Source organism: Streptomyces sp. PTL18, from assembly GCF_059510295.1.
In genome coordinates this window covers 66228-82744 of the sequence record NZ_JCAJZO010000012.1, presented here as the reverse complement: position 1 = coordinate 82744, position 16517 = coordinate 66228, and the positions used below count along the sequence as shown (strand labels likewise).

17 protein-coding genes and 1 tRNA gene are annotated in these 16517 nt (G+C 72.5%); 7 read left to right on the top strand and 11 right to left on the bottom strand.

The genetic code is table 11. The features are described 5' to 3' along the window. The first annotated feature begins 282 nt into the window (after positions 1-282). A tRNA-Leu gene (locus AC5WS8_RS22855) sits at positions 283-366 on the top strand. 145 nt (positions 367-511) lie between these two features. Here the strand turns inward: AC5WS8_RS22855 and AC5WS8_RS22850 are convergent. Beyond that, complete coding sequence (locus tag AC5WS8_RS22850) at positions 512-994, bottom strand: hypothetical protein (protein WP_496105308.1); 483 nt, start codon at positions 992-994, stop codon at positions 512-514. Positions 995-1297: 303 nt separating this feature from the next. Between AC5WS8_RS22850 and AC5WS8_RS22845 the strand changes: the two genes are divergently transcribed. Next, positions 1298-2473 (top strand): 4-hydroxybenzoate 3-monooxygenase, encoded by a 1176-nt coding sequence (locus AC5WS8_RS22845; protein ID WP_496105307.1) that lies wholly within the window; start codon positions 1298-1300, stop codon positions 2471-2473. Positions 2474-2735: 262 nt separating this feature from the next. Next, the gene (locus AC5WS8_RS22840; protein WP_496105306.1) at positions 2736-3638 is read left to right on the top strand and encodes a Bax inhibitor-1/YccA family protein; all 903 of its coding nucleotides are present in this window, start codon (positions 2736-2738) and stop codon (positions 3636-3638) included. 93 nt (positions 3639-3731) lie between these two features. On the opposite strand, the gene AC5WS8_RS22835 is transcribed toward AC5WS8_RS22840, so the two are convergent. Further along, complete coding sequence (locus AC5WS8_RS22835) at positions 3732-3959, bottom strand: DUF4287 domain-containing protein (protein WP_496105305.1); 228 nt, start codon at positions 3957-3959, stop codon at positions 3732-3734. A 101-nt stretch (positions 3960-4060) separates the two neighbouring features. Between AC5WS8_RS22835 and AC5WS8_RS22830 the strand changes: the two genes are divergently transcribed. Beyond that, the gene (locus tag AC5WS8_RS22830) at positions 4061-4372 is read left to right on the top strand and encodes a hypothetical protein (RefSeq protein WP_496105304.1); all 312 of its coding nucleotides are present in this window, start codon (positions 4061-4063) and stop codon (positions 4370-4372) included. 160 nt (positions 4373-4532) lie between these two features. On the opposite strand, the gene AC5WS8_RS22825 is transcribed toward AC5WS8_RS22830, so the two are convergent. The 3 genes from AC5WS8_RS22825 to AC5WS8_RS22815 all read right to left on the bottom strand — a co-directional run bounded on the left by AC5WS8_RS22825 (position 4533) and on the right by AC5WS8_RS22815 (position 8332). After that, positions 4533-5321, bottom strand: a complete 789-nt coding sequence (locus AC5WS8_RS22825; RefSeq protein ID WP_496105399.1) for a hypothetical protein — start codon at positions 5319-5321, stop codon at positions 4533-4535. 277 nt (positions 5322-5598) lie between these two features. Continuing rightward, positions 5599-6819 (bottom strand): acetyl-CoA C-acetyltransferase, encoded by a 1221-nt coding sequence (locus AC5WS8_RS22820; RefSeq protein ID WP_496105303.1) that lies wholly within the window; start codon positions 6817-6819, stop codon positions 5599-5601. Between the two features lie 478 nt (positions 6820-7297). Beyond that, positions 7298-8332, bottom strand: a complete 1035-nt coding sequence (locus tag AC5WS8_RS22815) for an SGNH/GDSL hydrolase family protein (protein WP_496105302.1) — start codon at positions 8330-8332, stop codon at positions 7298-7300. 197 nt (positions 8333-8529) lie between these two features. Between AC5WS8_RS22815 and AC5WS8_RS22810 the strand changes: the two genes are divergently transcribed. After that, positions 8530-9918 carry a cystathionine beta-synthase gene (locus tag AC5WS8_RS22810; RefSeq protein ID WP_496105301.1) on the top strand — a complete coding sequence of 463 codons (1389 nt, stop codon included), beginning with the start codon at positions 8530-8532 and terminating at the stop codon, positions 9916-9918. A 466-nt stretch (positions 9919-10384) separates the two neighbouring features. On the opposite strand, the gene AC5WS8_RS22805 is transcribed toward AC5WS8_RS22810, so the two are convergent. Next, the gene (locus AC5WS8_RS22805; RefSeq protein WP_496105300.1) at positions 10385-10819 is read right to left on the bottom strand and encodes a hypothetical protein; all 435 of its coding nucleotides are present in this window, start codon (positions 10817-10819) and stop codon (positions 10385-10387) included. A 167-nt stretch (positions 10820-10986) separates the two neighbouring features. Between AC5WS8_RS22805 and AC5WS8_RS22800 the strand changes: the two genes are divergently transcribed. Continuing rightward, positions 10987-11829 (top strand): MurR/RpiR family transcriptional regulator, encoded by an 843-nt coding sequence (locus AC5WS8_RS22800; protein WP_496105299.1) that lies wholly within the window; start codon positions 10987-10989, stop codon positions 11827-11829. Positions 11830-11934: 105 nt separating this feature from the next. Continuing rightward, positions 11935-12519, top strand: a complete 585-nt coding sequence (locus tag AC5WS8_RS22795; RefSeq protein WP_496105298.1) for a hypothetical protein — start codon at positions 11935-11937, stop codon at positions 12517-12519. A gap of 45 nt (positions 12520-12564) precedes the next feature. Here the strand turns inward: AC5WS8_RS22795 and AC5WS8_RS22790 are convergent, their stop codons facing one another. The 5 genes from AC5WS8_RS22790 to AC5WS8_RS22770 all read right to left on the bottom strand — a co-directional run bounded on the left by AC5WS8_RS22790 (position 12565) and on the right by AC5WS8_RS22770 (position 16471). Beyond that, on the bottom strand, positions 12565-12939 hold the full coding sequence (locus tag AC5WS8_RS22790; protein ID WP_496105297.1) for a roadblock/LC7 domain-containing protein: 375 nt from the start codon (positions 12937-12939) through the stop codon (positions 12565-12567). Positions 12940-12955: 16 nt separating this feature from the next. Continuing rightward, positions 12956-13495 (bottom strand): roadblock/LC7 domain-containing protein, encoded by a 540-nt coding sequence (locus tag AC5WS8_RS22785; protein WP_496105296.1) that lies wholly within the window; start codon positions 13493-13495, stop codon positions 12956-12958. A gap of 43 nt (positions 13496-13538) precedes the next feature. Then, positions 13539-14417 carry a transcriptional regulator gene (locus tag AC5WS8_RS22780; RefSeq protein ID WP_496105295.1) on the bottom strand — a complete coding sequence of 293 codons (879 nt, stop codon included), beginning with the start codon at positions 14415-14417 and terminating at the stop codon, positions 13539-13541. Then, positions 14414-14812 (bottom strand): hypothetical protein, encoded by a 399-nt coding sequence (locus AC5WS8_RS22775; RefSeq protein WP_496105294.1) that lies wholly within the window; start codon positions 14810-14812, stop codon positions 14414-14416. The genes AC5WS8_RS22780 and AC5WS8_RS22775 overlap by 4 nt, the downstream gene beginning before the upstream one ends. A 234-nt stretch (positions 14813-15046) precedes the next feature. Further along, positions 15047-16471: a type III PLP-dependent enzyme domain-containing protein gene (locus AC5WS8_RS22770; protein ID WP_496105293.1), complete on the bottom strand. Its 1425-nt coding sequence runs from the start codon at positions 16469-16471 to the stop codon at positions 15047-15049. Between the last annotated feature and the right edge of the window lie 46 nt (positions 16472-16517).

Sequence of the window (16517 nt, the reverse complement as noted above, 5' to 3'; positions counted from 1 at the left end):
TACCTGGGGAGGACACGGTCCCCTGAGCCGCCGTACGGGAAAGCGGTTGTTCAACCGCAAGTGGAACGCTTCGGACTCCCTCCTTCAGGGCGGTGAAATTCCGTCATTTCACATACGGCGGCGGCGCTTCCCCGAAAGGCTATTGGCAAGTGCGGATGGCCCGTACCGGGTGCTGATGCACCCTCAGACATCAATAAAATAAGACAACATCGCATCGTGGGGCCGCTGTTCGGGGGATGCGCCCCGATAGGCTCGGAACGCTCGATGCGGAGCCCATGGCCTGCCCGGATGGTGGAACGCAGACACGGCGAGCTTAAACCTCGCTGCCCCTTCGCGGGCGTGCCGGTTCGAGTCCGGCTCCGGGCACTTCTTTCCCCGCGACGCGTGGCGCGGGCCACAGTCGGAGCAACTCATCGGTGGCCTGCTGGTCGTACTTCCCGCCGCTGTCCCCCTCCGGTACGGCGGTGCCCGAACGCCGGCCCTGCGGGCAGGCGGTGTCAGGGGCGTGTGGTCAGAGGTGGGTTTCGTCGAGGTGGGACGCGGGCTCCGTGGTCCGGGCCCCCGGCAACCGCAGCGAGAACCAGCCGACCTTGTGGCCGAACAGCCAGACCAGGCCCAGGTACAGGTTCGGGGCCACCTGGCGCACCTCGTCCCGTAGGCCCATGGCCAGCAGGGACGTCCGGGAGTAGTCGATGACGATGCACTCCCTGCCGTCCAGCCGGCTCGGCCCCACCCCGACCCTGGCGACGACGGCGAGCACGTCCAGGGCCGTGAACCGGTTGCTCAGATGGCCGTCCGGACTGAAGACCTTGCCCCGCCACAGGCCGAGGCTCACGAACACGGCGAGGAACCGGGCGCCCGCCGACCCGGCCCACGGCAGGATCGCCGTGCCCTCCAGCGGGCCCCTCGGGACCTCACCGGGCGGACTCGTACGGAAGATGTCCTCGAGCCGCTGCTCCCCAGCCTTGAGCAGCTGGACCTCATCGAGTACCACGCGCGTCCTCCCGGCCTTCGCTCCCTGCCACGCCCCGCCAGCTCCACCTTGGGTACGGCCGGCGCGGCCCACCACCGCTGATGAGCCGAACGGCGGTTCCCCCGGGTGCCCCCGTCACGACAGCTCCCGCTCGGTCCGGGTGATCCTTCCGCCGGCCGCGTACGAATACCCCGGCGGTGGGCGAGCTGCGCCCAAAGCAGTCGTTGACAGGAGGACCGTGCGGCCGGAGACTCTCTCCAGCAGGAGTGAACTAACTTTCACCTTGCGAACCAACGGGACCACGGGGCACGAAGGGATGTCGGGATGCGTACCACCGTCGGCATCATCGGAGCGGGGCCCGCCGGGCTGCTGCTCGCGCGGCTGCTGCACAACGCCGGCATCGACTCCGTCGTGCTGGAGGCCCGCGATCGGGCCTATGTCGAGCGGCGCCAGCGGGCCGGGATCCTGGAGCAGGGGTCCGTCGACGTGCTGCGGGCCGCCGGAGCGGGCGAGCGCATGGACCGCGAGGGGCTGCGCCACGACGGGATCGAACTGCGTTTCGCGGGCCGCCGCCATCGCGTCGACTTCCCCGCGCTGACCGGCGGGCGTTCCGTGATGGTGTACGCGCAGACCGAGGTCTGCAAGGACCTCATCGCGCTCCAGCTCAAGGACGGCGGCCCGCTGCTGTTCGAGGCCGAGGCGCTCGCCGTGGAGGGTGCCGACGGCGACAGCCCGCGGGTGCGCTTCCGGTACGAGGGGAGCGAGGACCTCCTGGAGTGCGAGTACGTCGTGGGGTGCGACGGCTTCCGGGGTGTGTCCCGTCAGGCGGTTCCGGCCGGACTGTCCCGTGTGTTCGAACGTGCGTACCCGTTCGGCTGGCTCGGCGTCCTCGCCGATGTCGCGCCCTCGCACGACGAACTCGTCTACGCCCGCCACGACCGCGGTTTCGCCCTGCTCAGCATGCGCTCCCCGGCCGTCTCCCGCCTCTACCTCCAAGTGCCGCACGGCACCGACGTCGGGGACTGGGCCGACGACCGGATCTGGGACGAGCTGGAGCGCCGCTTCGAGACCACCGACGGCTGGCACCTGGCCCGGGGTCCCATCAGCTCCAAGTCCGTGACCCCGATGCGCAGTTACGTCCACGAGCCGATGCGCCACGGCCGGCTCTTCCTCGCCGGGGACGCCGCCCACATCGTGCCGCCCACCGGTGCCAAGGGGCTCAACCTCGCCGTCGGTGACGTCGTCACCTTCGCGCGGGCACTGGCGCACCAGCGGGGGACGGGCTCCGGCGAGCTGCTCGACGCCTACTCCGGGACGTGTCTGCGCCGCGTCTGGCAGGCCGAGCGGTTCTCGTACGAGCTGACCACGCTGCTGCACCGCGCCCCGGGCGCCACGCCGTTCGACGACCGCATCCAACTGGCCCGGCTGGAACGGCTCACCACCTCGCGCGCCGCCGAGACCGAGCTCGCCGAGGGGTACACGGGCTTCCCGCTGGGCTGACGTCCGGCGACGGGGCGGGGGGAGTACCGTCACCCGTCCGGGGGTGCGAAGGCCCCGGTCACCCACCCGGATGATCAGTGGCCGGTCTCGACTCCGTACCGGCTTCGTCATGGATGAGACGGATCCTCGCCGGGAATCACACCAGCGCGTAGCGTGTTGCGCGCGAGGAGGAGGGAAAGATCCTCCTCAGGTACTGGGGCAATTCTTTGCCCGTCCATTACTCTTGAGCCAAGGCCACGAAGGGTGGTCATGGAGGAGTGAAATGAGGAGCAGCAACCCGGTCTTCTCGCGACGGGGGTTCAGCCGCGACAACGGCTACGCGGGCTTCAACACCGCGCCGCAGGCCGGGGGAGCCGCCGTCGGCACGCAGGGCAACCCGTACGCGCAGAACCCGTACGCGAGCGGCAACCCCTACGCGCAGAACCCTTACGCCCAGAACCCGTACGGACAGCAGACGCAGTACGGCGCCCCGCCGCAGGCTCCGGCCACCCCCGGCCGGATGACGATGGACGACGTCGTCATGCGCTCGGCGATGACGCTCGGCACGGTCGCCGTCGGCGCGATCCTGGCCTGGGCGCTGCTGCCGGTCTCGTCCACCAGCTTCGGACTCGCGTTCGGTTCTGCGCTGGTCGCGTTCGTCCTGGCGATGGTGCAGTCCTTCAAGCGCACGCCGTCACCCGCGCTGATCCTGGGGTACGCCGCCTTCGAGGGCGTCTTCCTCGGCGTCATCAGCGAGATGTACAACGCGCAGTGGCACGGTGCACCGTTCCAGGCCGTGCTCGGCACGATGGCGGTCTCGGGCGCGACCCTGCTCGTCTACCGGGCGGGCTGGATCCGCGTCACCGCACGGTACGCCCGGATCGGCATGGCCATCGCCATCGCCTTCGTCCTGACCATGGCGGTCAACCTGCTGCTCGTCGCGTTCGGCGTCGCGCCGGGCGGCGGGCTGCGCAGCATGGGCCCGCTGGGTGCGCTGGTCGGTGTCGTCGCGATCCTGCTCGGCGCGTTCTTCCTGACGCTCGACTTCAAGCAGATCGAGGACGGGATCGCGTACGGCGCGCCGCGCGAGGAGGCGTGGCTGGCGGCGTTCGGCCTGACCATGACCCTCGTGTGGATCTACGTGGAGATGCTCCGGCTCGTCGCGATCTTCAGTAGCAACGACTAGTCGCCGCGGGCACTCCCGGATCCTTCCCGGCGCTCCCGGCACCTTTGAAGGGCCCGTGAACCGTTGTTCACGGGCCCTTTCGCTGTGCGCGGCTCACAGCAGCTTGCGCGCCGCCCTCCTCAGGTCGTACTCATGGATGATCGCCTTGGCGTGGCCGTACGCGAGATTGTGCTCGTGCCGGAGCCAGCTGACCTTCTCCTCGAAGCAGAGAGCGGGGCCTTCGTCGACGGTTCGCAGCCAGTCGGACACTTCACGACCGGTGCACTGGGGGATGCGGGCGAGCAGATTGCGATGGGTCTCCTCGGAGAAGACTTGGGACATCGGCGCCTCCGGACGCACTCGATGAAGCCGGTCCTTCAGGTCACCGTGCCTGAGTGTTCGCCCGTTGGCAACAGTGCTGCCGCGGCGCGTACGCTCGCCGCGTGCTTGATACGACGCCTTTGACCCGGGCCGTGGACCACTTCGCCGACCGGTTGCGGGCCGCTCCGCAGAGCCGGCTGCAACGGGGCGCGGCGGCCGAAGCGCTCGCGCTCGCCAGGGAGTTGGCGCGTCGTGCCCAGCTTCTGGAGGACCCTTCGGCCGAGCCGCGGGAGATGCCGGACGCGGGCATGTTCGCAGCCGCCGACCAGATCACGGTCGCCGGACACGATCTGTCCGTCGTCCTGCGGGACGAGACGGAACTCGCCGATGCCGTGGCGCAGGTGCGGGAGGCACAGAAGCGTGCGGGGGTGTGAGGGAGACAGGAGCGCGCCGGGCGGGGGAACACCAGCGCGCCGGGGGCGCGACGGGCGACTCCCGTTCCCCGGCGCGATCCGTGCTGCCAGGGGCCACAGGGCGGCGGGACGCCGCGACGCCGGGACAGCGTGAGGTCCGGACTACAGCGTGAGGTCCTGACTACAGGGACGCGATGACGCGGTCCGCGAGGACGTACACGGACTCCTCGCCGCACGCGAACGTGAGTGCGTACCCGGCCGAGATCCCCGAACCGCCGAGCAGGACCGGGGCGTGGCCGGCGGTCAGGGCCGCGGCCAGGCGCTCGGAGGTCTCGCGGTGGCCCGGGGTCATGCACAGCGTCGTACCGTCCGCGAAGACGTACACGTCCAGGGTGCCCAGGGGGCCCGGGCGGACGTCGGCGAGTTCGGTGCCGGCGTCGGCCAGCCGCTCCAGGCAGGCGATCGTGCGCTCGTGGTCGGCCGCGACGGGGGAGGAGGCCGGGACGAAGTCGGGGTGCGAGGGGTGACGACGGCGGGCGGCGGCCAGCTCGGGGGAGTCCCCGGGGAACTCCGTCTCCTCGGTGCCGGCCTCGGTCACCGGTTCCAGGCTGTCGTGCTCCAGGCCCGCGAAGTCCGCGGGACGGGGCAGGAACAGCTCGCTGTCGGGCAGGCCGAACAGCGTGGGGGCGTCGGCGATGTCGCGGGCCTCCTGGGCGGCCCAGAAGGCGCGTGCCTCGGCCAGCTCCCGCTCCCGCTCCTCGGCCAGCGCCTCGGCCACGGCGGCCCGGATCTCCTCCGCGTCGGCGGGGGTGCGGGCTACGGGCACCAGCCCGCGCACCTGCGTGGCACGGCTCTCGGCGAATTCGGCGTGCAGGGCCGCGACCTGCCGGCGCAGCGCCCGCACGCTGCACAGGACGGCGACGCCCACGCCCGCGGTCGCGGTGGTGGTGAGCAGCAGAGCTATCGGCATGGCGCTCACTGACGTACTCCTGGTTGAAGGTCGACCCCCGACTTCCTACATCAGCTTGAAGGGTGGACTAACCGGTTGTCAGTGCGTAACGTCACGAAACGGACATGAACTTGCCCTCACTGTGCACCGGTAGAGCTGCTCTGACCTGCACAGACCCCCTTCGGAGGGAGATAGGTCACATCCTGGGGGAGATTAGGTCTCGAAAGCGGCCCGAAGCTTCGCCGGATCCTGGGGACGACGGAGCTCCGGGCCGTCGCACGAGCGGCGCGGGACCGGATCAGCTGAGGCGCTCGATGACCATGGCCATACCCTGGCCGCCGCCGACACACATCGTCTCCAGGCCGAACTGCTTGTCGTGCCACTGGAGGGAGTTGATCAGGGTCCCGGTGATGCGGGCGCCGGTCATGCCGAAGGGGTGGCCGACGGCGATGGCACCGCCGTTGACGTTCAGCTTCTCCAGCGGGATGCCCAGGTCGCGGTAGGACGGGATCACCTGGGCGGCGAAGGCCTCGTTGATCTCGACGAGGTCGATGTCGCCGATGGTGAGCCCGGCGCGCTTCAGGGCCTGCTTGCTGGCCTCGACGGGCCCGTAGCCCATGATCTCGGGGGAGAGGCCGGAGACACCGGTGGAGACGATCCGGGCGAGCGGCGTGAGCCCCAGCTCCCGGGCCTTGGTGTCGCTCATGACGACCAGGGCGGCGGCGCCGTCGTTGAGCGGGCAGCAGTTGCCCGCGGTGACTCGGCCGTCGGGACGGAAGACGGGCTTGAGTCCGGAGACGGCCTCCAGGGTCACCCCGGGCCGCGGCCCGTCGTCCTTGCTGACGACCGTGCCGTCCGGGAGGGTCACCGGGGTGATCTCGCGCTCCCAGAAGCCCTTGGCGATGGCCTGCTCGGCGAGGTTCTGCGAGCGGACGCCGAACTCGTCCATCTCGGCGCGGGTGACGCCCTTCAGACGGGCGAGGTTCTCGGCGGTCTGGCCCATCGCGATGTACGGGTCGGGCAGCAGGCCGTCCTCGCGCGGGTCGTGCCAGTCGGCGCCCTCGGACTCGGCGACGGCGGCGGTACGGGCCTCGGCCTCGGCGAAGAGGGGGTTGTGGGTGTCCGGGAGACCGTCGGAGCTGCCCTTGACGCTGCGGCTGACCATCTCGACGCCCGCGGAGATGAAGACGTCGCCCTCGCCGGCCTTGATGGCGTGCAGTGCCATGCGGGAGGTCTGGAGGGAGGAGGAGCAGTAGCGGGTGATCGTGCAGCCGGGGAGGTGGTCCATCCCCATCTGCACGGCGACGACACGGCCGAGGTTGTGGCCCTGCTCGCCGCCGGGGAGGCCGCAGCCGAGCATCAGGTCGTCGATGTCCTTCGGGTCCAGGGCGGGGACCTTGTCGAGGGCGGCCTGGATGATCGTGGCGGTGAGGTCGTCCGGGCGGAGATCCTTCAGGGAGCCCTTGAAGGCACGGCCGATCGGGGAACGGGCGGTCGAGACGATGACGGCTTCGGGCATCACGGCTCCATTGCACGAGGATGAGCAGGGCTGTGGGCGAAGTTACCCGTACGTATGGTGGAGGTCACGGGCGCGGGCGTGTGACTCCGGCCGCAATTTTCTAAGCGCTTGCTTGGTTCCTCGGTGTGTGAGCCGGGAACGGCGCGGGTGGGACTGCGGTCCGGGGCCGCGCCCCTGCCCCCGCGCGGCGGACGGGGCGGCGCCGGCGGGTGTGGCGGCCGTGGGCTGTTCGGGGCTGGTCGAGCCCGCGCGGCGGAGCCGCACAGCGACGCAGCCCCGCGCCCCGCTGGGGCGCGCTCGTCCGCCGGACGGGGGCAAGAGCGCTGCCCCGGCGGTTCCGGGACGCGGCCCGTGAGGGAAGCAGGGGACACCCCCGCCGGGGCCGGGGGGAGCCCTGGCCGGGTCGAAAGGGCCGAGCGCCGGAGCCGGGACGGGCAGGGACGGCGGGGGCGGCGCGGGCGAGGAGACGCCCCCGGCGTCACGCGGACGGTTCCGGGGCCGTGGTCGGCGTCGCCTCCGGGGTCGGCAGGCGGCGGCGACGGCGGCGCTTGAGCAGGGCCCACGGCCCCCGCGGGCCCGTCGGCATCGCGGCCGTGACCTCCGTGCCCGCCTCGTCCACGGCCTCCGCCGCGGCCCGGGCCACCGGCAGGAAGCCCTCGCGGCGGGACGCGTCCGGGCGCTCCTCGTCCGCCGGCCACAGGCCGAGCGCCGCGCACACCGTCGGCAGGACCGCCATCGCCGCCGTGGCGTATCCCTCTGCCGAGGGGTGGTAGTTGTCGGGGCCGAACAGTTCCCGAGGGTTCGCCGCGAACTCCGGACCCAGCAGATCGCCCAGCGACACGGTCCGGCCCCCCTGCTCCACGACCCCGATCGTCTGGGCCGCGGCCAGCTGCCGGGAGGCCCGCCGGGCCAGCCACCGCAGCGGCTGCTGCACCGGCTCGATCGTGCCCAGGTCGGGGCAGGTGCCGACGACCACCTCCGCGCCCGCCGTGCGCAGGCGCCGCACCGCCGCCGACAGATACCGCACCGACCGTGTCGGCGGCATCCGGTGCGTCACGTCGTTCGCGCCGATCATGATGACGCAGATGTCGGGGATCCGGTCCTGGTTCTCGAGCGTGAGCGCCACCTGACGGTCCAGGTCGTCCGACTGCGCCCCCGGATGGGCCACGACGCGCAGAGCCACCGGCCGCTCCGCCACCGCCGCCAGCCCCGACGCCAGCAGCGCCCCCGGTGTCTGGCGGGAGCGGTGCACGCCCTGCCCCGCGGCGGTGGAGTCGCCGAGCATCACCAGCCTCAGCGGTGGTTCGCCCAGGGCGCTGTAGCCACGTCCGTACAGGCCGTCCGCGCTCGGCGGATGCGGGCTGTGTCCGTTGCCCACATGGCGCTTGGCCAGCTGCACCTCGGCGACCAGCAGCCCGACGGCGGCCGCCCCGACCAGGCCGATACCGCCGCCGCCGTACGCCGCGCCCGCCGCGATGCGCCGGGCCACCCTCGCCCTCGACATGCTCGACATGCGTCGCCGCCACCTCCTCGTAGCCGTACACCCAGTGCTTGCCCCGTTCGCCCAGTCGCCCAATCTCAACGGAGCGTGAACGCCCGGGACGGCCCGCGCCCGGGGGCTCGTTCCGGTAAGCGTCCGTCCCGGACCTACGAGCGCTTACGCTGGCGGAACCATCACGACCACTTCCTGTGCAGCAACCGGAGACAACGGTGCAATTCCACGACTCGATGATCAGCCTGGTCGGCAACACCCCGCTGGTCCGGCTCAACCGCGTGGCCGCCGGCATCAAGGCGACCGTTCTCGCGAAGGTCGAGTACTTCAACCCCGGCGGTTCCGTCAAGGACCGCATCGCCCTGCGCATGATCGAGGCGGCCGAGCAGAGCGGCGAGCTGAAGCCGGGCGGCACGATCGTCGAGCCGACCAGCGGCAACACGGGCGTCGGCCTTGCGATCGTGGCCCAGCAGAAGGGCTACAAGTGCATCTTCGTCTGCCCGGACAAGGTCTCCACCGACAAGATCAACGTGCTGCGCGCGTACGGCGCCGAGGTGGTCGTGTGCCCGACGGCGGTCGCCCCGGAGCACCCGGACTCGTACTACAACGTCTCCGACCGGCTCGTCCGTGAGACCCCCGGCGCCTGGAAGCCGGACCAGTACTCCAACCCCAACAACCCCCTGTCGCACTACCACTCCACCGGCCCCGAGCTGTGGGAGCAGACCGAGGGGAAGATCACCCACTTCGTCGCGGGCGTCGGCACCGGCGGCACCATCTCCGGCACCGGCCGCTACCTGAAGGACGTCAGCGACGGCCGGGTCAAGGTCATCGGCGCCGACCCCGAGGGGTCCGTCTACTCCGGCGGCTCCGGGCGCCCGTACCTCGTCGAGGGCGTCGGTGAGGACTTCTGGCCGACCGCCTACGACCCCACCGTCGCCGACGAGATCATCGCCGTCTCCGACAAGGACTCCTTCCAGATGACCCGGCGGCTGGCCCGGGAGGAGGGCCTGCTGGTGGGCGGCTCGTGCGGCATGGCCGTGGTCGCAGCCCTGCGGGTGGCCGAGCGGCTCGGGCCGGACGACGTCGTGGTGGTGCTCCTGCCCGACAGCGGGCGCGGCTACCTCAGCAAGATCTTCAACGACGAGTGGATGGCCGACTACGGCTTCCTCGAGGACACGGGGACGAGCGCGCGCGTCGGGGACGTGCTCAGGGACAAGGAGGGCGCCATCCCCTCCCTCGTCCACATGCACCCGGACGAGACCGTGGGCCAGGCCATCGAGGTGCTGCGCGAGTACGGCGTCTCGCAGATGCCGATCGTCAAGCCGGGCGCGGGCCACCCGGACGTGATGGCCGCCGAGGTCGTGGGGTCCGTCGTCGAACGGGAGCTGCTGACGGCACTGTTCACCAAGCAGGCCTCCTTGGACGACCCGCTGGAGAAGCACATGTCCCCGCCGCTGCCGCAGGTCGGCTCCGGTGAGCCGGTCGCGGACCTGATGTCCGTGCTCGGCGCGGCCGACGCGGCGATCGTCCTGGTCGAGGGCAAGCCGACCGGAGTGGTCAGCCGGCAGGACCTGCTGGCGTTCCTGGCCAAGGGGGGGAAGCAGTAGCGAACGTCCGGTGAACCGGGTGCGTCGCCGGGGAACTTCCGGTGACGCGCGGGAAGAGCTGCTTCTCGCAAGTGGTACGAGCGCGTCACGTCCGCGCAGCACCCGCTTAACACGGGTCCGGCACAGTGGTGGCTGTCGGCAGGCGGCGGGAGCGGCTCCCCGCCCCGGTCGGCAGCGAACGGCGCCAAGGACCTCCGGAGCGGCTCCCGGACCTCCATGGACGCCAAGGACGCGCAAGCCCGGCCCTGACCCGGCCCGCGTCCCCCGCGGGGACCGCCGTCGTCCCGCCCCCCGGTCACGGGGGTGCGGCGGTCCCCGCTGTTTTTCACGCCCAAGCCGGCGCCGCTCTCGCGGACCCGGTGGTTCGCCGCCGGGGTTTCCCCATCGAGGGTCGCGGTGATCGTCGCTCGTGTCCTCCGCGCAGGGGTGTTTCCCCCTCCTCGCGGGAGCGCCGGGCCTGTGGCGGTCAGTCCTCCCACTCGCCGTCCTGGCGCGAGGTGCGGCGGCGGGAGAAGAGGGTGGGGTTGGTGCGGGCGGCCTGGGCCACGTTGACGCCGACGATGCCGACCCAGGTGGCCAGGAGGCCGGACATGCCTCCGAAGGCGCCGCCGATCGCCGAGAGCGGGATCGCCACCACCAGGGACACGATGCCGAAGCCGAAGCGCTCGCCCCAGGAGTCCGTCGCCCGGGAGGACCGTGCGCCACGCGCCACGACCATCTGCCGCTCCGCCAGCTGCCGCCGCACCCGGCGGTCGATCGCGCCGTCGATGCGCTGGTCGACCTTCTCCAGGAAGGATTCGACCAGCGCCGACTCGTACTCCTCGCCCAGTTCCCTGCGGGCCTGCAGGGTGGCGTCGAGTTCCTTCTTCAGGTCGGCGTCCCGCGCCTCCAGTCCGGTCATGCGCACAACGGTAGGGAGAGGGGAACCCCGGCGCACTGGGGACAGCCCCCCGTTTCCGCGGGGGCCTGCCGGCAGGACGGACAACCGATTGCATATCGCCATGCAGGGTTCTCGGTGCTTGAATAGTCGGGCGGTGATCACGGGACCCTGGGAGGGGGGAGCACGTCATGAGCGTGGCCGACAGCCCTGCCGCACGGCTGCAGGCGCTCTTCGAGGGGCACAGGCTCACGCCGACCCAGCGGCGCATCGCGCACAGCATGGTGCGACGGGCCGCCGACGTGCCGTTCCTGTCGAGCGTGGAACTGGCCGAACTCGCCGGTGTCAGCCAGCCCTCCGTGACCCGTTTCGCGGTCGCCCTCGGCTTCGACGGCTACCCGGCGCTGCGCCGGCACCTGCGCGAGGTCGCCCCGCCGGAGCAGACGGCGGGGGCCGGGGCGTACAACGGGTACCAGCAGGCCGTGCAGGCCGAGATCGAGAACCTGAGGCATCTCGCGGAGGCGCTGGCCGACCCGCAGCCGGTGCACAAGGCCGGCCGGATCCTCGCCGCCTCGCGCCCGCTGCCCGTGGTCGGCCTGCGCGCCGCGGCCTCCCAGGCGTACGGCTTCTCGTACTTCGCGGCGAAGGTCCACCCGGACGTCCGGCTGCTCGACGAGGGCGGCACGATGCTCCAGGACCGTATCGACGCGGCCGTCCGGGCGGGCGCGAGCGCACTGCTCTGCTTCGCGCTGCCCCGGCACCCGCGCGAGGTCGTGGACACGCTGGCGTATGCCCGGGAAGCGGGCCTGACGGTGGTCACGGTCGCCGACTCGGCGTTCGCGCCCGTGGCCAAGGTGTCCGACCTGCTGCTGCCGGCTGCCGTCGGTACGGGGCTCGCCTTCGACACGGCGTGTGCGCCGATGCTCCTCGGCCGGGTCCTGCTCGAAGCCATGTGCGACGACCTCCCGGACGCGCAGGCACGGCTGGAGCAGTTCGACACACGGGCCGCGGCCCGGGGGCTGTTCGTCGAGTAGGCCGTTCCCCCCCCCGTCCCGGCGCGGGATTTTCAGACTCGTCTCAGGTTCCCTCGCTAACCTCCCCGCACTGAGGCGCTGCACAGGAGAGACGGGAGGCCGGACGTGGTGCGCGGAGGACAGGGACTGGCTCGGGTGGCCGTCGTCGTGCGGGCGGGGGCGGCACCGCTGTGGTGGCCAGGGGTGTTCGCAACCGGTGCCGGGGCGTTGGTGCCGGGCCTCACCGGGCGCCGGATCGGCGTCCTGGCGGGGGCCGCGCTGTTCCTCGTCGCGGCCCTCGTCGTCGCCTTCTCCCGTCGCAAGCGGTACGCCGCCCTGGCCCGCGGTGCCGCCCGTGCCGGGAAGTACGACGTCCTCCAGGACCGCGCGGTCACCGTCCGCACCTGGCGGCGCGGCCACCGCTGGTGGCTGCTCGCCGCCTTCGCCGCCGCGCTCGGCAGCTCCTTCGCGGTGCCCGCCGCCGGGGGCATGCTGCTCGCCGGAACCGGCGCCGGGCTGCGCCTGAAGGCCGCCTGGCTCGGGCGGCGGGAGAAGGCCGACGACGTCCTGCTGTGGGTGCGTGTCGACTGGCTCGGCCGCCGGGGCGGCGGCCCCGCGGGCAAACCGGTCAAGGGCTACCGCAGCACCGGCATCGCGGCCGGCGACGCGGCCCCGGGCGGGGCGCGCCGCCGTACCGCCGAGCTGGTGTAGGGCTCCTGTTCAGGGCACCGGCGCGGGGAGCGGCCGGGCGCAGGGTCAGACCTCCAGATCCTCCTCGATCTTCTTCAGCTGGTGGCGGGCCATCGCCAGGTTGGCCCGCTTGGCGTCGAGCACCAGGTAGAGGAACAGGCCGTTGCCGCCGCGGCCGGTGAGCAGCCGGATCAGGTGGTACTGGTCGGACAGCGTGATCAGGATGTCCTCGATCTGGCCCTTGAGCCCGAGGTGTTCCATGGTGCGCAGCTTGGCCCGTACGACGTCGGTGTTGCCGGCGGCCGCGACGGTGAGGTCGAAGCTCTTGCTGCCGCCCATCGTGCCCAGCGCCATGCCACTGGTGTAGTCGACCAGGGCGACTCCGGTCGCACCCTCGATGGAGGCGAGCGCCTCTTTCAGCGCGGTTTCGGTGTTGGCCATTTCGGGATGAGTCCTTTCAACTCTCGGTGGTGGTGCGCGCGTTCGCGGCCGGGCGTGGGCTCGCGGGGGTGCGCGCGGTGCGGGTCCGCGTGGGGGCGGGCCTGGTGGGTGGGGGCTGGGTGGGGGTCCATGGGGCGGGCGGCTGCGGCGGCTGCGGCGGTGGCGGGGGTGGCTCGGCGCGGGCGGCGGCCTCGTCGACCAGCTCGCCGATCCGGGCGCTCGCGCGGCGGCCCTCCAGATGCAGACGGCCGACGTTGACGCGGTCCTGGGCGAGTACGGTCAGGACCGCGTTACGGCCCGCGGCGTACGTGGCCACGTAGCCGTGTACGCCGCGGACGAGCACCTCGCGGAACTCGCCCTGTCCCGTCGCCTGCGCCAGCCGTACGGCCACGCCCAGCGCGGCCGCGGTCAGCGCGGCGACGCCTTCCGGTTCGACGCCGGGGGCGTCCTGGGCGAGGACCAGGCCGTCGACGCTGGCGGCGAGGGAGCCGGTCAGCTGGGGGATGCGGGATCTCAGTCGGCGGAGTTCGTCGAGGACGTCCGCCTCGGCTGTCATCAGCTGTCTCCTCTCGGCGCGAGGTCGCTGCCGCGCGGGGCGGTCAAAGGGCCTCCAGCGCATCTCTCAGCCTTTTCAGCAAGGTGATGTGGGGGTCTTGGTAGAGCAGCAGCTCTGCGGTGGGTGCGGGTGGTACGTCGGCGGGTGCGGGTGCGGGTGCGGGTGCGGGTGCGGGTGCGGGTGCGGGTGCGGGTGCCGGCGTCCGCGCCGTGGGGCGGGCCGCCACGCAGCCCGCCGCGGCCAGGCGCCTTATGTCCACGAGCGTGTGGAAGGCCGGGCGGCCCAGCGCCCGGGAGATGTCCGCCGCCGTTCGGGTTCCGTCGACGCGGCCCAGTACGGCTTCCTGGCGGGGCGTGACCGTCGGCACCGTCGGACGGTCGGCGCGGACCAGCGGGGCCTCGTCGACCGCCGGGTCGGGCCAGATGGTCTGCAGCAGGTCGCGGCGGCGCAGCGTCTCGCGCTCCACCGCGGTCACCGGAACCGGGTGCACCGGTCCCATCCAGTGGGCATCGCCGTAGCGGAAGCGGGCGGGGGCGCTGCTCGGGCCGAGGACGAAGTACGCCGCGTCGAACAGCGCCCCCAGATGGCACAGCTCCAGCGCCCCCTGGCCGATCCGGCCGCTGTCGACCAGGAACCGGCCCACCAGCCCCTGCGGGCCCGCCTGTGCCAGCGCCTCCCGCCAGCCCTCCTCGTCGAGCACGCCGTGTGCGACGAGGAGGGAGTCGAGGCCCGGGGTCGAGGGGCTCTCCGCGTACACCACCTGGCCCTCGTACAGGTGGAGCATGCCGCCCTCGCGCATCAGCACACCGGTGGCCCGCTCGGCGGCGAGCCGGCTGAGCATGGGGGACAGGCCGCCGCCCGGGATCTGCGTCCCCTGCCGTACCGGCAGCGGGGGCGGTGAGGGGAGTCTGACCGCCGTCATCCCAGCACCAGCCGTCCGGCCATCTCGCCGAGCCGGATGCGGGCGAGGGCGAGGTTGCCGTCCTCGCGCGCCAGCCACAGGTGCAGGAAGACGCTGCTGTCGAAGGTCGTCGGGACGAAGCGGAGCAGGTGGTAGCTGTCCCGGTTGGCGACGATCAGGTCCTCGACCGGGCAGGCGTCCTCGGACCAGTCGGCGTCCCCCTCCGGCGCGAACGCGCGGTGCTCGGCCGCCAGCCGGGCCAGTTCCGCCGCCTCCGCGGCGGTCGTCTCGTGGTCACCGCCCGGCGCGTCGCCGACCGTGCCCAGGGCGAGCCCGCTCGTCCAGTCGACCACCGCGGCGCCCCGGGCACCGGGCAGGCGCATGGCTTCCAGCAGACACTCGTCGATTCCGGGCACAGCGGCTCCCCTCCCGCCTCGGGTACGGCTGAGTGACACAGACGCTACGCAACGTATGCGCGAGGGGTGAGGGATCTGGCATTTTCCAGTGGAACATGCGCGGGACGACTAAGGTGGGTCAACTGACCCTGTTTACAGGGGCATTGGGCACGTCAGAGTCTGCTCCTCGCTGACGTGCGGATATGCGGGCAGGCTGCATGCGGTAGGAGCGCCCGGACGGGCGCGCGTACCCCCTCAGAGCTCTGTCAGCGCTCCCGCGCGCCCCCCGCCCGACTCCGCCACGATCTCCTCGACCGACTGGGGCTCCCGCACGACGGCGAACCGGGTCCCTCCGCTTCCGTCCGGCGCGTAGCCGTACACCCCCGGCCGGGCGAGGGAGTTGTAGCCGTAGTGGTGGGCGAAGTAGTAGGCGCCGGTGTCCAGTACCGCCACGTGGTCGCCCTGTTCCAGCCGGGGAAGTGCCCGTGCCTCGGCCAGCAGGTCGCCCGCGAAGCAGGCCGGTCCCGCCACGTCCTGCACCACGTCGGGCCCCTCCTTGGGGCGCCCCTTCGCGTCGTAGGCGGCGATCCGCAGCGGCCAGGACGCCGGCGCGTACACCGTCCGCACCGCGACCTGCACCCCCGCGTGCGTGACCGCGACGGCCCGGCCGCCCGCGCTCTTGGTGTACTCCACGCGCGCCACCAGCGTCCCGTGCTTGGCGAGCAGCGACCGCCCGAACTCCGTGACCAGTCCGTACCGCCCGTCGAACAGCCCCGGCACCGCCTCGGCCAGCAGCCGCGCGTACTGCGCGTACGTCGGCGTCGTGACATCGGAGCGGAAGTTGACGTGCAGCCCGCCGCCGACGTCGATCGTGTCGATCTGCCGGCGCCCGACATGCGCGTTGATCTCCTCGGCGAGCGCGTACGTCTCCGCGATGCCCCGCGCCATCAGCGACAGCGGCACCCCCTGCGAACCGGAGTGCGCGTGCAGCCGCGTCAGCCAGGGCCGCTCCGCGCAAGCGCGCACCACCCACTCGCGCGCCCCCTCGTCCCGCAACGCCACCCCGAACTTCGAGGTGGCCGTCGCCGTCGACAGGGCCTGGATCGAACCGGCCCCGGTCTGCGGATTCACCCGGATCCCGAGAGGCGAGTCCGTCCGGACCGTCCGGACCAGCTCATCCAGCCGCCCCAGCTCCTGCTGACTGTCCGCGTTGACGGCGACGCCCAGCTGAAGAGCCTGGCGCAGCTCGGCCGCCGTCTTGGCGGGCGAGTCCAGCACGATCCGCTCGGGCGCCACCCCGGCCGCCCGGGCCAGCGCCAGCTCTCCCGGGCTCGCCACCTCGGCGCCGATGCCCGCCTGTCGCAGCAGCCGCAGCACGGGCACCAGCGGGGTCGCCTTCACCGCGAACGCGTGCAGGACCGGCGTCCCCGGCGCCACCACCGCGTCGAAGGCCGCCCGCAGCGCCGCCGCCGAGTCCCGGATGCCCGCGACGTCCAGCAGGCCGACGAGGGGCGCCTCCGGCCCCAGCAGCCCCTGCTCGACGGCGCTCCGCACGGCCTCGTCGCGCCGCGCCACCCGTTCGGCGTCGCCGGGGATCCCGTCCCCGCTGCCGTGCCCCGCCGCCCCGATGCCCCTCGTCTCCACCGCGTCCCCCGTCCCCGTGTCGCCGTCTGCGGTCATGCCTCCAGCCAAACACCCCGGCCCCCCGCCCCGCTGGCGCAAGGGC